This window comes from Mycobacterium asiaticum, from assembly GCF_001673365.1.
GTDB classification, from domain to species: domain Bacteria; phylum Actinomycetota; class Actinomycetes; order Mycobacteriales; family Mycobacteriaceae; genus Mycobacterium; species Mycobacterium asiaticum_A.
Map to the genome: position 1 here is coordinate 1 of NZ_LZLS01000144.1, position 14,303 is coordinate 14,303.

The 14,303-nt window shown below is 67.7% G+C and carries 10 protein-coding genes and 3 pseudogenes; 6 read left to right on the forward strand and 7 right to left on the reverse strand.

The window, feature by feature from the left end; all coding sequences use genetic code 11:
• The 4 genes and pseudogenes from A5634_RS29470 to A5634_RS15395 form a co-directional block, all read right to left on the reverse strand.
• Positions 1 to 167, reverse strand: a pseudogene (locus A5634_RS29470) (serine/threonine-protein kinase); the annotation flags it as partial.
• 262 nt (positions 168 to 429) lie between these two features.
• The gene (locus A5634_RS29475) at positions 430 to 1,965 is read right to left on the reverse strand and encodes a hypothetical protein (protein WP_065144907.1); all 1,536 of its coding nucleotides are present in this window, start codon (positions 1,963 to 1,965) and stop codon (positions 430 to 432) included.
• A gap of 368 nt (positions 1,966 to 2,333) precedes the next feature.
• A pseudogene (locus A5634_RS30345) lies at positions 2,334 to 2,951 on the reverse strand (PE family protein); the annotation flags it as partial.
• A 195-nt stretch (positions 2,952 to 3,146) separates the two neighbouring features.
• Positions 3,147 to 4,256, reverse strand: a complete 1,110-nt coding sequence (locus A5634_RS15395) for an acyltransferase family protein (protein WP_081290454.1) — start codon at positions 4,254 to 4,256, stop codon at positions 3,147 to 3,149.
• A 211-nt stretch (positions 4,257 to 4,467) separates the two neighbouring features.
• Here A5634_RS15395 and A5634_RS15400 point away from each other — a divergent pair, with 211 nt between their 5' ends.
• Both A5634_RS15400 and A5634_RS15405 read left to right on the forward strand, forming a co-directional pair.
• Complete coding sequence (locus tag A5634_RS15400; protein ID WP_172831708.1) at positions 4,468 to 5,763, forward strand: DUF3068 domain-containing protein; 1,296 nt, start codon at positions 4,468 to 4,470, stop codon at positions 5,761 to 5,763.
• Between the two features lie 17 nt (positions 5,764 to 5,780).
• Positions 5,781 to 7,454, forward strand: coding sequence for a hypothetical protein (locus A5634_RS15405; RefSeq protein WP_155769565.1), 1,674 nt, complete (start codon positions 5,781 to 5,783; stop codon positions 7,452 to 7,454).
• Here the strand turns inward: A5634_RS15405 and A5634_RS15410 are convergent.
• Entirely contained in the window at positions 7,434 to 7,721 is a 288-nt protein-coding gene (locus A5634_RS15410) for a helix-turn-helix transcriptional regulator (RefSeq protein ID WP_253861654.1), read from the reverse strand. The two genes, A5634_RS15405 and A5634_RS15410, sit on opposite strands and share 21 nt — an antisense overlap.
• A gap of 178 nt (positions 7,722 to 7,899) precedes the next feature.
• Here A5634_RS15410 and A5634_RS15415 point away from each other — a divergent pair, with 178 nt between their 5' ends.
• Entirely contained in the window at positions 7,900 to 8,664 is a 765-nt protein-coding gene (locus A5634_RS15415; RefSeq protein ID WP_065144912.1) for a DUF1275 family protein, read from the forward strand.
• Here the strand turns inward: A5634_RS15415 and A5634_RS15420 are convergent.
• Positions 8,661 to 9,815, reverse strand: coding sequence for a glycosyltransferase family 4 protein (locus A5634_RS15420; protein WP_065144913.1), 1,155 nt, complete (start codon positions 9,813 to 9,815; stop codon positions 8,661 to 8,663). The genes A5634_RS15415 and A5634_RS15420 overlap by 4 nt on opposite strands.
• A gap of 121 nt (positions 9,816 to 9,936) precedes the next feature.
• Here A5634_RS15420 and A5634_RS28685 point away from each other — a divergent pair, with 121 nt between their 5' ends.
• The 3 genes from A5634_RS28685 (at position 9,937) to A5634_RS15435 (ending at position 14,134) form a co-directional block, all read left to right on the forward strand.
• Positions 9,937 to 11,769: a serine/threonine-protein kinase PknH/PknJ gene (locus tag A5634_RS28685; protein WP_172831709.1), complete on the forward strand. Its 1,833-nt coding sequence runs from the start codon at positions 9,937 to 9,939 to the stop codon at positions 11,767 to 11,769.
• A gap of 20 nt (positions 11,770 to 11,789) precedes the next feature.
• Complete coding sequence (locus A5634_RS15430) at positions 11,790 to 12,551, forward strand: class I SAM-dependent methyltransferase (protein WP_065144916.1); 762 nt, start codon at positions 11,790 to 11,792, stop codon at positions 12,549 to 12,551.
• A 107-nt stretch (positions 12,552 to 12,658) separates the two neighbouring features.
• Complete coding sequence (locus A5634_RS15435) at positions 12,659 to 14,134, forward strand: aldehyde dehydrogenase (protein WP_065144914.1); 1,476 nt, start codon at positions 12,659 to 12,661, stop codon at positions 14,132 to 14,134.
• A 14-nt stretch (positions 14,135 to 14,148) separates the two neighbouring features.
• On the opposite strand, the pseudogene A5634_RS29485 reads toward A5634_RS15435, so the two are convergent.
• Positions 14,149 to 14,303 (reverse strand): annotated as a pseudogene (locus tag A5634_RS29485) (crotonase/enoyl-CoA hydratase family protein); the annotation flags it as partial.

Genomic DNA, 14,303 nt, shown 5'->3' on the forward strand with positions numbered 1-14,303 from the left:
CGACGAAAGCGCTGCTCGAACGTGGCGTCGCCAGCGAACTGAGTGGGCAACACCTTCAGCGCCACTACTCGCTCGGTAACCGTGTCGAAAGTGCGCCACACCTCGCCCATGCCGCCGCGTCCGAGCAGGTCGATCAAGCGGTAACGGCCGAACGGAGTCCCGTCCACAGAGCCTCCCCCAATCTGCTGTCGCCAACGATAAGGTTCCGGCAAAGAATTTTCCGACGAATACGCGATCAGGGCGCGATGGCGTCGGCCTCGGCGCCGCGTGCGTGGTGCTGATCGCGGCTGCCTCGGAGATTGCGTTGCCGTGATCTCGGGCAGAGCACAGACACGCAACGACCCCCGGGTTGATGCACGGGGGTCGTTGCGGGTGACCCGGCTGTGTTCGACGGCAGCACCGACGTCGAAAGCCAAGCAGCTCCCTGCGCTATGGATTAGGCGTGTAGGGCACGGCACTTCCTTGAATTCCGCCCGGGTTGCCTCCCGCGCCGCCCACGGCACTGCCGGTGTGAGCGGTGGCGGCGTTGCCGCCGTTGCCGCCGCTGCCGCCGGGGCCACCTCCGTCACCTCCGGCGCCGCCTGTCGTAGCTCCGGTGCCAGCATTGCCAGCCCCCCCACCTTTGCCGCCGTTACCGCCGACCGTTCCGCCGTCACCGCCAGTTCCTCCAGTGCCGCCGGTGACGTCGAGTGTCGAGGTGCTGTTGCCGATTACCGCGCTTCCTCCGTTACCGCCATTTCCGCCGGAGCCGGTGGTGCCGGCGCCCCCGTCGCCACCGACTCCGGCGGTGACGTGCCCAAGTTCGGTGTTTGTAGCGATGCCGGCCGCACCGCCTTGACCTCCGCTAACGCCGTTGCCGCCGTTACCGCCGCTACCGCCGACGGCATTGCCCGTAGCAGCGCTCGTAGTGAAGCTGCTTCCTGCGGTGGCGTTGCCGCCGGCGCCGCCGGCACCACCGGTACCCGCGCTGCCTGCACCACCCTGGCCGCCGTCGCCAGCGGTGGCAGTTCCGTTGCCGGCGATCTCTGCGAACAGCCCACCGGCGCCGCCGGCCCCACCGGTGGTGCCGTTGCCGCCGGCGCCGCCGTTTCCGGCGGTGGCGTTGCCCGCGGAATTGGTGTTGAGCGACTGGGCCCAGCCACCGGCACCGCCCGCGCCCCCAGCGCCGGTCGTACCGTTCCCGCCACCGCCGCCGATACCGCCGGTCGCGTTCCCAATGCCTTGGGTAGTCGCACTGCCACCGGCACCGCCCTGACCGCCACCGGCGCCCCCGTCGCCACCCGTACCGCCGCTGCCGCCGCTCGCGGTCGCGGACGACCCGGTGTTGGTTATGTACCCGCCTGTTGCAGGGGCGCCGGCGGGGCTGTTGGGATCGATGTAGCCACCCGCACCACCGTTGCCACCGAAGCCGCTGACACTGTCGCCCCCGTTGCCGCCGCTTCCAGATGTGGCGTTTCCGGTGCCCAGACTCACCGCTAGACCACTGTTGCCACCGGCACCGCCGTTACCGGTGGTGCCGGCGCCACCGTCACCACCAGCGCCACTGATGATGTTGCCGGATCCGCCGCTGCTTACCTGCCCGCCGTCACCACCTCTCCCCCCGGAGATGCCGTCGCCGCCATGGCCGCCCTGACCCCCGGTAGCGGTTCCAGGACCGGCCGCAGCGGTGGGGTTTGACGGATCGAGCACTGAAGCGGTACCACCACTGCCGCCTGCGCCTCCAGCCCCTGCCGTGCCTTTGCCGCCGTCACCGCCTGCCCCGCTGGTGGCGTTCCCGGTGCCTGCATTCAGCGCCGAGCCGCCCTGGCCACCAGTGCCACCGGACACGCCTTCGCCACCGTGACCGCCCGCCCCGGCAGTGGCATTCTGCGCTCCACTGAAGACGGCTGTGGTGGCGCCGTCGCCGCCCGTGCCGCCCTGGCCCACCGAACTGCTGCCGCCAGTGCCGCCCGCGGCGCCGGTCACACCATCACCTGAGATGCCACCTGTGCCGCCCTTGCCTCCCATGGGGTTGGCGAGGGCGTCGCTGTGCCCACCGGTACCGCCGATGCCGCCAGCGCCCGCAGCACCCCCTGCCCGGCGGTGCCACCGGTGCCCCCGGTACCACCCTGACCAGCTGCAACACTCGCTGACGCGTCACCACCGGTACCACCCATGCCGCCCTGACCACCATTGCCGCCCACGCCGGCAGCACCGGCCTGACCGAGCAGCGAGCCGTGGCCGGCCGCCCCACCGGCTCCGCCGACTCCACCGGTTGCGCCATCTCCACCTTGGACACCCGCCGAGGACGCGTTCACCCCGTGCCCGCCGGTACCGCCGGTACCGCCGATGCCGCCGCTCCCGCCATTGCCGAACAGCAAGCCGCCATTGCCGCCCGCGCCACCGCTGCCGGCATTGCCGCCCGCAATGCCGGTTCCGCCGGATGCGCCTGCGCCGCCAGCACCACCGAGGCCGCCGTTACCGAACAGTCCGGCGTCGCCGCCACGGCCACCGGCCTGCCCAGTTGCACCCGAGCCGCCGTTTCCGCCATTGCCGAACAGCAGGCCGCCGGCTCCCCCGTTTTGCCCGGTCCCGGCGGCCCCGTTGGTGCCGTCGCCGATTAACGGTCGCTGCAACAACAGCTCAGTGGGCGTGTTGATAATCCCCAAGAAGGCATCGAGCGGCGAGGCGTTCGCCGCCTCAGCCGCCGCATAGGCGCCGCCGGCGCTGGACAATGCCTGCGTGAATTGTTCTTGGAACGCGGCAAGCTGCGTGCTCAGCGCCTGGTACTGCTGGCCGTGCGACGAAAACAGCGCCGCGATCGCAGCTGAGACCTCATCCTCAGCCGCCGCGAGTAACCCGGTTGTGGCTCCTGCCGCAGCCTGATTAGCCGCGCTGATCCCCGTTCCGATACTGGTCAAGTTTGCCGCCGCTACGGCCATCGCCTCCGGCGCTGCGATTACAAATGACACGTTCCGCCCCTTCTGAACATCTCGCTGTAGGGACCAGCACGAGTGCTTCCCGAGAGCATTGAGGCTGGTTCGATGCGGCAAACGTAGTAACGCGAGTCACCTGTCCGATACAGGGTTTTCCCTATACTTTTCAGTCCAGGCCCCCGGATCGTGCAGATATTTTTCGCTCGGGCTCTGGCGCACCGGCTTAGCTACTCAAGGCGCGATCGCGTCTGCTTCTCGGTCCTGCGGCCCGGCCTTCTTCTCCCGTTTCTCCCAGCGCCGCAAAGCTTCCCGGCACGGTGATTCGACCAGCGCGTAACTCACCGCGGCGATCGCGGTACCCAACAGCAGCGTCAACACCAACACCGTCGGCATGTGACCGTTGAAGGCGAAGATGCCCAACACCGGGAACACCATGTCGAGGGCGGCCAGGTGCCAGATGAACAGCCCGTAGGACCAGCGGCCAAGCGTCACCATCAACGTGCTGCCCAGCAACCGGTGCGGCGTGTCAGGCAGGTCCAACACCAGCGGAGCAACCAACGCGAACGCCACCACCGCGCCCATCGCCGTCTTCACCGAGAACTGCACCGGGCTGCTGGGCACCAGTCCCGCCGGACCCGCCAACGGCGAGGCGGCGACCAGATAGGCGGCCAGGGCGATTGCGGCCATCAACACTCGTCGCCTCGCTAGCCGATGTACCCAGCCGATCCGACTGTGCACCAACTCGGCCAGCACCATGCCCGCGGCGAACCAGGAGAAATAGGCCGGCGGCCAGTTCGTCGGGTTGGCCCCCGGCCCGCCGCCCAACACCGCCAGCGGCAACCAACCCCAGGCCCAGCTGCACACCCCCAAAGCCGCGATCACCGGAATGCGTGCCTGCACCGGAATCCGACGCGCCAGGAACGCCAGCACCGGCAACGCCAGATAGAACGTCACCTCCACCGACAGGCTCCACATCTGCGTCAGTCCCCCGGTCAGGGTGAGCGGTACATAGATCTGGGTGAGGGTCAGGTTGGCCAACCACACCGTGAAGTTGGCGTGGTTGGAATCGGGCAGCAGGGTCAGGATCACCACGACCGCCACCAAATAGGCGGGCATGATGCGGACCACGCGGGAACGCAGGTAGTGCCCGGTGCGCGGGCGGGCCGCCAGATCGCGTTCGGATGCCGCGTGCCCGCGCCACAGCAGGAATCCCGACAGGGCGAAGAACACCGCCACGGCCAGGTCGAAGCGGCCGAACAACCGGCCGTCGACGCCGCTGGAGTGCCCGGTCTGGAAGGCGACGTGGGTGACGACGACACCCATGGCCGCGCAGGCTCGCATACCTTCGACAGCGGGCAGGAAGCTGCGGGTGCCACCCACCTGCTCGTCAGTCACCGTCACAGTCTGCCCGTGCGTATCCGGCTGGCGTGCGGGCACACCGGACTACCCGTCACGCGCGGTTCGGCTGTTAGGGTCAAACCGGTTTGCCTCGCTGCTTGGTCAGGTCATAGCGGGTCATCCGTTTTGGAGGCCAGAAGGAGGTCACAGCAACGTGAACCGAGCAGTCATGTTGCGCATCGCCGCATGCGGGACTATCGGCCTCGGAGCCGCGCTGCTGATCGCTGCGCTGCTGTTGTCGACCTATACCAGCAGCAGGATCGACAAAATCCCGCTCAGTCTCGATGCGACGCTGATCAGCGAGGGCAACGGAACCGCGCTGGACGCGGCGTCACTGTCCACCGACCACGTCGTGGTCAACCAGAACGTGCCGCTGGTGGCGCAGCAGCAGATCAGCGTCGAGGCGCCCGCCAACGCCGAGGTGGTCACCCTGCAGGTCGGATCCTCGGTCCGGCGCAGCGACAAGCAGAAGGACAGCGGCTTGCTGCTGGCCATCGTCGACACCGTGACCCTCAACCGCAAGACGGCACTGGCGGTTTCGGACGACTCGCACCCGGGTGGTTTCGTGCAGAAGCCGCGCGGCATCGGCGACCAGAACCCGCCAACGCCCATGCCGTTGCGGCACGAAGGCCTGGCCTACCGCTTTCCGTTCAACACCGAGCGCAAGACCTACCCCTATTTCGACCCGATCGCACAGAAGCCGTTCGACGCCAGCTACGAGGACCAAGAGGACGTCAACGGGCTGACTACCTATCGGTTCACCCAAACCGTCGGGATGAACAGCGACGGCAAGTTGGTCGCCCCCATCATCTATCCGTCGCTGTACGGCGGCAACGAAGACGGCAAGATCACCACCAGCGCTCAGATGTGGGGTGTACCAGGGGAACCCGGTGAGCAGATCACCATGACCCGCTATTACGCCGCCAAGCGCACCTTCTGGGTCGACCCGGTGTCCGGCACGATCGTCAAGCAGACCGAGCAGGCCCACCACTACTACGCTCGCGACGCGCTCAAGCCCGAGGTCACGCTGGCCGACTACAAGGTGACCTCCACCCCGGAGACCGTCGAATCACAGGTCAACTCGGCGCGCGACGAACGCGACCGGTTGGCGTTGTGGTCGCGGGTGCTGCCCATCACGTTCACCGCGCTCGGACTGATCGCGTTGATCGGCGGGGCCGCGCTCGCCTCGTTCAGTCTGCGCACCGAAAGCGCGCTGACCGATCCCAGCCTGGATCGCGACGACACCGATTTCCTGCGTCGCAGCGGGTTGGAGCCACCGGTGCCAGGCGCCGAAGCTGAGACGGAGAAGATTCCCGCGCAGCGACCAGAGCTGCAGGAAGGCGATCCGAGTCCGCCAGGCGCGGATCCCCCGAAGGTCCCACCCAATGAGCCGCCCCCAGATCATCTCCCGGATCGGCCCACTGAACCCGGACCGACCGAACGGACCTAACGCTGTTGCGGGCCTCGTTGGCCCGGCCGGCCTATGCGTTGGCGCTGGCGCTGCTGGTGGTCGCGCCGCTGTTGGGACCCGGCTATCTGCTGCTGCGCGACGCGGTGTCCACGCCGCGTTCGTATCTGTCTGACAGCGCGCTGGGGTTGACGGCCGCGCCCCGGGCCACCCCGCAAGATTTCGCGGTTGCGCTCGCCTCGCACGTGCTGGACGGCGGCATCGTGGTGAAGGCGCTGCTGGTGCTGGGCTTGTGGCTGGCGGGCTGGGGTGCGGCCCGATTGGTCGCGGTCGCGTTGCCGGAGGCCGGCAGTGCCGGTGAGTTCGTCGCGATCACGTTGGCGATCTGGAATCCCTACGTTGCCGAGCGGTTGTTGCAGGGCCATTGGAGCCTGCTGCTCGGCTACGGCTGTCTGCCTTGGGTGGCCGCGACAATGCTGCGCCTGCGGGATTCCGGCACCGGATTCTTCGCGCTGGCGTTCTGGATCGCGCTGGCCGGGCTGACCCCGACGGGTCTGCTGCTGGCCGCGACAGTGGCGCTGGTCTGCGTGGCCGCCCCCGGTGCGGGTCGATCGCGTTGGTTGTGCGGGATCGCGGTATCGGGTTTCGCGGTGGTCGGTGCGCTGCCCTGGCTGGTGGCTTCAGCGTTGGGAGCGTTGGGTTCGTCGCTGAGCGGCGGGGCGCCGGGAGTCGATGTGTTCGCGCCGCGCGCCGAGCCCGGTTTGGGCACCTTGATCAGCCTGGCCAGCTTGGGCGGCATCTGGAACGGTGAAGCCGTACCCGCCTCGCGGACAACGTTTTTCGCGGTGTTGGCGGCGGTGGTACTGCTCGGGGTGGTGGCGACCGGGCTCGTGTTCGCTGCCCTTCAGCCAAAGGTGTTGCCGTTGCTGGTGCTGGCCGGGGTGGCCGTGCTGGTGCCCGCGGCGTTGGCCACCGGCCCGGGCCTGGACGTGTTGCGAGCGGTCGTCGACGCCGTGCCCCCGTTGGGGGTGCTGCGCGACGGGCAGAAGTGGGTGGCTTTGGCGGTGCCTGGATATGCGCTGGCCGGCGCGGGGGCTGTGGTGACGCTGCGCCGCTGGCTGCCGGCGCCGACCGCCGCCCTGGTGTGCTGCCTGGCGCTGCTGCTGGTCTTGCCCGACCTGGCTTGGGGGGTGGGGGGCAAGGTGACGCCGGTGCGTTATCCGCCCGGCTGGACGGCGGTCGCTGCGGCGGTCAACGCCGAGCCAGGCACGGTTGCGGTGTTGCCCGCCGGGACCATGCGGCGTTTCGCGTGGTCGGGCCCGGCCCCCGTGCTGGATCCGCTGCCCCGCTGGGTCCGCGCCGACGTGCTGACTACCGGTGACCTGGTCATCTCCGGGGTGACCGTGCCCGGGGAGGGCGCCCACGCCCGCGCCGTGCAGAACCTGCTGCTGTCCGGTCCGGAACCGTCAGCCCTTGCCAAGGAGGGCGTGACGTGGCTGGTGGTCGAATCCGACAGCGCCGGGGATATGGGCGCGGCCGCGCGCACCATCGCCGCGCTGGCGCCGGTGTACCGGGATGGGGATATAGCGCTGTACCGCATCGGCCCTCAGACCGGCCGCGCCTCTTCGACAGCTACGCGTATGACGATACTTGCGCATCTGGCCTGGCTTGGTTTGCTGCTCGTCGGCGCCGCCGGGGCACTCGGGGCGCGGTTACGACAGCGCTTCGATTAGCTCGCCGACCGTGTGGCCGGCCTCCAACGGGTGGCGCAACTTGCCCTGGGGATTGAGCGTGTAGACGTTGCGACGGCCGTCCTTGGACTTGATCAGGTATCCCTCGTCGGTGAGATCCGCCAGGATCGCTTGCACCGAGCGCTCGGTGATGCCGATGCGCAGTGACAACTCCCGCGCGGTCATGGGCGCGCTGCTGGAAACGCACAACAGGACATGACCGTGATTGGTCAGGAACGTCCATCCGCGTTCGGAGTAGCCAGCAGTCACGCCTCCGATATTACTACAAGTCTTTTCATGTAAAACATTTCGTCAATTCGTGCGTGGCTCGGCGGACGCAACCCGGCTACCGCTCTGGCCAAATTCATACGAAAGATGATTGATGAAGAAAATTTCGGTAGATAAACTTCGTGTCAGGTTTGGTCCGGTACGAAAGGGGGTTGCGCTGATGGGTGTTGCCAGGGAAACGACTCGCGATGGCGACTCCTCCACGCGGCGAGCCGTGCTCGGCTACAGCGCATTGCTGGCGTTTGTCGCCGGCTTCGTCAACGCCGTCGCCTTGCTCATCCTGGCGGTTCCAGTCGCCAACCTGACCGCGATCACGACTCAGCTGGGCATGAACACCGCCAACCCGTGGCTGTATGAAGGTCACGTTCTCGCCGGGATCGTGATCGGCTTCGGGGGCGGCGCGGTCGCGGCCGGAGTGATCCTGGGCAGCGACAAGCACCCGAGACGGTCACACCACGCCACCGTCTTGACTCTCGAGGCAGCGCTGCTGCTCGCCGCCGTCGTGGTCGCCGAAACCGCGGTCAAAGGCTTGATCGGCATCGAGGGGCCCGTCCTGCAAGCGCTGCTGGCCGCGGCGGCACTCGGCATGCAAAACGGACTCACCTCGAGCTTCCGCGGAATGCCCATCCGCACCACCCACTTCACCGGCACGGTGACCGATCTCGGGATGATGCTGGGCCGAAGCCGCCAGCACGGCATCGACCGGTGGAAGGCCACCATCCTTGCGACGACGCTGCTGCTCTTCCTCGCCGGCGGCACCGTCGGGGTCCTGGTCGGATCATCGCTTGACGGCTACGCGTTGGTGGTGCCGGCCGCGATCTGCCTGGCCATCGCCATCGCTTACGTGCTGCGCAGTGTCCGGGCCAACAAGCGGGTCCCGGCCGTCGAACAATTCACGGCCGAACTGGCCCCGGCGACAGCCTAGACCAGTCCGCTGACGCGCCTTCGCTCCTGCACCTCACACAGGACGGTCTGCAGCGCCTCGGCGCTTTGGCGCCAGGAGAACTCCACGCTGCGCGCTTGAGCTTTGGCCCCCAACTGCTCGCGCAGCACCTGGTCGGACAACAGCTGTTCTAAGCGATCCACCAACTCCGCGGTGTCGTCGACCAGGACGCCGGTCACCCCGTCGATGATCGAGTCGGACAGGCCGCCGGAGGACCGGTAACCGATGGTCGGGACGCCGTGCTGGCCGGCCTCGATCACCGCCAGCCCCCAGCCCTCCTTGCGCGACGGCAGCACGTGCACCCAGGAACGTTGCAGCAGATGATGCTTGGTGACGTCGTCGACATGACCGTGAAAGGTGACCGCGTCGGAAAGGCCGAGGCTGTGCGCGTGGTCGACGAGCCGCTGGCGCCACCATCCGCCGCCGACGACGTCGAGGTGCAGACCCGGGATCCGGGGCCGCAATTCGGCGATCGCGCCCAGCGCATCCTCGATCTGCTTGTGCGGCACCAGCCGGGACAGCACCACCACGCGCGGCGCGACCGCCCGCGGGCCGTCCAACGTTTGTACCGGCGCCTCGTCAAGACCGTTGCGCACCACGGCAATTCGGCCGTCGTCCACGCCTAACGCGACAAGATCGCGGGCAGAGGGCAGCGACACGGTCACGTACTGGTTGCGTCGGTGCAGGCGCGGAGACAGCCGCGACTCGACAAACCAGCCCACCCTTGACAACACCGGGCCCGCCACCGGCCACTGCTCGCGGTGGCAGTGGTGTACCAACACCACCGTCCGGCGTCCGTAGATCAGCCGAGCCAGGAACGGCAATCCGTTCTGGGTGTCGACGACGACGTCGGGTTTTGCTCGCCGCAACGGGCCGAGCCCGACCCTTGCGGCCGCCATGGCCAGCATGGCCCAGATGTAGACGGTGTAGCGCCCGCCGGCCCGGCTGACTCGAACGCCGTCGACGACCTCATGCCGGGGTGCGCCCGCATACCGCGCGGTGCGCAACGTGACCTCGACGCCGGAAGCGGCCAGTTGCGCGCCGATGCGCTGCAGATAGGTTTCGCTGCCGCCGCCCTGGGGATGCCCGGTATCGCGCCAGCACAGCAGCAGGACGGAGCGCACGGCAAACATTGTTGACAGCCTAACGGCCCTCTAACGGTCCCCGCCGCCACCGCAGACTTCGCGCCCGGACGCATCTCGTAACCGGCCGTATTCGCAACTTTGCTGCTGCGGTCGCATATATGAGGAATCATTGAGCCCACTGAGAATCGGTCACGACGGGTGCCGGGGCGGGGAGGGTGCTGTGGAGGGGACGCCGTTCGGCCGCTACCAGATGATCGAGTTGCTGGGTCGCGGCGGCATGGGCGAGGTATGGCGGGCGTTCGACACCGGCACCGAGCGGGTGGTGGCGCTAAAGGTGTTGTCGGGCCAGTTCGCCGACGATGCGACGTTCCAGGAGCGGTTCCGCCGCGAAGCGCGCTCAGCAGCCGGCCTCGACGAGCCGCACGTGGTCCCGATCTACGACTTCGGCGAGATCGACGGACGACTGTTCGTCTCGATGCGCCTGATTCAAGGCCGCGATCTGCAAACCATGCTGGCCGAGGGACCGTTGGATCCGGCGCGCACGGTCCACATCATCGACCAGGTGGCCTCAGCCCTCGGCGCCGCGCACCGGATCAACCTGATTCACCGGGACGTCAAACCGTCCAACATCCTGGTCACCGAGGACGACTTCACCTACCTGATCGACTTCGGCATCGCCCGCGCCAGCGGGGAAACGTCGCTGACCAACACCGGAGGCGTCATCGGCACCTGGGCTTACCTGGCTCCGGAGCGGCTGACCAGCGACCACAGCGACCACCGCTCCGACATCTACGCCCTGACCTGCGTGATGCACGAATGCCTCACCGGTAGCCAACCGTTTCCGGGGAAAAGCCTCGAACAACAACTCGGCGGTCACCTCGCCTCACCGCCGCCGCGCCCGTCCACCTTGCGCGCGAACCTGCCCACCGAACTCGACCTGGTCATCGCCAAGGGAATGGCCAAAGACCCGGACAATCGCTACGACACCACCAAAGAGCTCAGCGCCGCGGCCCGCACGGCGATCACCGTCCCGATCCGGAAGCCTCAGCCTCAGCCTCAGCCCCAGCCTCAGCCGAGTTGGCCCACAGCACCGCCGCCGTCACGACCTCCGACGCCTCCGGGACCGCACCAGTCCGGACCCATCCCGCAACCTGCTGGCCCGCCCCAACCACCGCAACACCAATACCCCGCTCCGCCCTACTCGATGCCGTATTCGAGTGAGCCGACCCAGGTCCGCCCGACCCCGTTCATGCCGCCCAGCGGGCCCCAGCCCAACCCGCTACCGCCTTCGCAGCGCGGTGGCGCCAAGGTGTGGGCATGGGCCGGTGCTGCTGCAGCACTGGTCGTCGTTGTCGTCGCAGTGATCGCAATCGCCGTGGGCAGCGGCTCGGACGGCTCCAGCGAGGCCAGCTCCGCGGCGACCACCACGACCACCGTCGCGCGGCTGGTCGCGCCAGGCGCATTAGACGGTCTGCTACTCAACGCCAATTCGATCAACCAGGCGATGGGCGCGACCGGAATGGCTTCCTCGGCCGGACACCACCCGATCACCGACAACCGCTTCACGGTGACTCCGACGGAGTGTCGAGTCGTCTACACCGTGGAAGCCGCCACGTACAAGGGCAGTGCGTGGACGGAGTCGGTCGAGGAGCAAGTCTCGGAGAACCCTTCGCACCACTGGGTTGATCAGGCCGTTGCGCGTTTCCCGTCGGCGGCGACGGCCGCTTCGTTCGTCAGGGATTTGGCACCCAGATGGTTCGCCTGCGCCAACCGCGGCTTCACCGTGACCAAACAGTCCGGCGAAACCAAGGAATGGACGGCCGGGCCGGTGTCCAACACCAACGGCACCCTCAGTGTCGTTGTGAGCGACAGCAGTTGGCGCTGTCAGCAGGCGATGCTGGCGGCCAACAACGTGGTCGTCGACGTCCAGGCTTGCTACGCCAAGCTGACCGACGAAGGTGTCAGCATCGCTAACCAGATCGCCGCACGGGTGCCCAGATAGGCACCCGTAGCGTGTGCCGCGTGGACGTGCTTTTCGCTCGGCGCGCGACGTTGCGCCGGTCGGTGCGACTGCTATCGGAGTTTCGCTACGAGCAGCGCGATCCCGCCCGCTTTTACGGAGCGCTGGCCACCGACACCGCGCTCATGGTCGGCGATCTGTGGCGCGGATTGAGCGGTTCGGACCTGACCGGGCGGCTCGTGCTCGACGTCGGCGGCGGGCCGGGATACTTTGCATCGGCGTTCGACGCTGCGGGGGCCCGCTACATCGGCGTCGAGCCCGACCCCCAGGAGATGCACGCGGCTGGACCGGCCGTGGGGCAGCACGCTGGCACCTTCGTGCGCGCCTCGGGCATGGCGCTGCCCTTCGCCGACGACTCGGTGGATATCTGCCTGTCGTCCAACGTTGCCGAACACGTGCGCCGACCCTGGCAACTCGGCAACGAGATGTTGCGGGTGACCCGTCCGGGAGGACTGGTGGTGCTGTCCTACACCGTCTGGCTGGGACCGTTCGGCGGCCACGAGATGGGCCTTACGCACTACCTCGGCGGCGCCCGGGCCGCCGCTCGATACGAGCGCAAACACGGCCGTCCGGCCAAGAACAACTACGGGTCGTCGTTGTTCGCGGTGTCGGCCTCCGACGGCCTGGAGTGGGCCGCGAGCACCGGTGCTGCCGTGGCGACTTTCCCGCGCTACCACCCGCAATGGGCCTGGTGGCTGACCTCGGTCCCGGTGCTGCGGGAGTTCCTGGTGAGCAATCTGGTGCTGGTCCTTTCGCCGCAATAATGGAACAGGTTCTAATCCTGCGGCGGCTTGGGTAGGGTGGCGCGTATCACTGCCGGCCGGTAGCGGCCAGGACGCGGCGTGAACCACAACGAGGAGGAACGGCGGACATGACCCAGACCGTGAGCCAGGCGACCGAATACGACAAACTCTTCATCGGCGGCAAGTGGACCGAGCCGTCGACGTCTGAGGTGATCGAGGTGCACTGCCCGGCCACCGGCGAATACGTCGGCAAGGTGCCGTTGGCCGCAGCGGCCGACGTCGACGCAGCCGTTTCTGCGGCCCGCGCCGCGTTCGACAACGGCCCGTGGCCCGCCATGCCGCCCAAGGAACGCGCGGCCGTTATCGCGAAGGCGCTGCAACTGCTCGAAGAGCGCAAGGAACACTTCGCGAAGTTGCTCGCCGACGAGACCGGCCAGCCGCCGATGACCATCGAGACCATGCACTGGATGGGCACTATGGGTGCGCTGAACTTCTTCGCCGGACCGGCCGTCGATCAGGTCAAGTGGCGGGAAGTCCGCACCGGTTCCTACGGCCAGACCATCGTGCACCGCGAGCCGGTCGGCGTGGTGGCCGCCATTGTGGCGTGGAATGTTCCGCTGTTCCTGGCGGTGAACAAGCTGGGCCCGGCGTTGCTTGCCGGGTGCACGGTAGTGCTCAAGCCGGCAGCCGAAACACCTTTGACCGCAAACGCTTTGGCGGAAGTATTCGCTGACGCCGGCTTGCCCGAGGGGGTGCTGTCGGTGGTGCCCGGCGGCATCGAGACCGGACAGGCACTGACTTCCAACCACGACGTAGACCTGTTCACCTTTACGGGCAGCTCGGCCGTCGGCAAGGAAATCGGTCGGCGCGCGGCAGAGTTGCTCAAGCCATGCACGCTGGAGCTCGGCGGTAAGTCGGCGGCCATTGTGCTGGAAGACGTAGACCTGGCTTCGGCGGTCCCGATGATGGTGTTCTCCGGGATCATGAATACCGGGCAGGCGTGCGTGGGACAGACCCGCATCCTGGCGCCGCGTTCGCGGTACGACGAAATCGTCGATGCGGTAAGCACTTTCGTGCAGGCGCTGCCGGTGGGCCCGCCGTCCGACCCGGCCGCGCAGATCGGGTCACTGATTTCAGAGAAGCAACGCGCCCGCGTCGAGGGTTACATCGCCAAAGGCATCGAGGAAGGCGCCCGAGTGGTGTGCGGCGGCGGCCGTCCCGAAGGTTTGGATAACGGATTCTTCGTGCAGCCCACCGTATTCGCCGACGTCGACAATAAGATGACGATCGCCCAGGAGGAGATCTTCGGGCCGGTGCTGGCGATCATTGCCTACGACACCGAAGAGGACGCGGTCAAGATCGCCAACGACTCGGCATACGGGCTGGCCGGTAGCGTGTGGACCACCGACGTGCCCAAGGGGATCGAGATCTCGGAAAAGATCCGCACCGGGACCTACGCGATCAACTGGTATGCGTTCGACCCGTGCTGTCCGTTCGGTGGGTACAAGAACTCGGGCATCGGGCGCGAGAACGGACCCGAGGGCGTGGAGCACTTCACCCAGCAGAAGAGCGTGCTGATGCCGATGGGCTACACGGTCGAGTAAAGGGCGCTCGGCCTCTAACGGCCCTCGAACCGGGCCGCGCGGCGCTCAATAAACGACTGCACACCCTCGGCGGCGTCCGCACTGGTGAACAATGCGGCCGCGTCAGAGCGCAGCCGCTCGATCGCCGCTGCTTCTCCCTGGGTGCGGGCCAGATGCGCCGATGCCAGCG

Coding starts and splice junctions, on each gene's coding strand:
- A5634_RS15395 (WP_081290454.1), bottom strand. CDS start 4,256: ATGCGAGCCTGCGCGGCCATGGGTGTCGTCGTCACCCACGTCGCCTTC.
- A5634_RS15415 (WP_065144912.1), top strand. CDS start 7,900: ATGGGTGTTGCCAGGGAAACGACTCGCGATGGCGACTCCTCCACGCGG.
- A5634_RS15420 (WP_065144913.1), bottom strand. CDS start 9,815: ATGTTTGCCGTGCGCTCCGTCCTGCTGCTGTGCTGGCGCGATACCGGG.
- A5634_RS15435 (WP_065144914.1), top strand. CDS start 12,659: ATGACCCAGACCGTGAGCCAGGCGACCGAATACGACAAACTCTTCATC.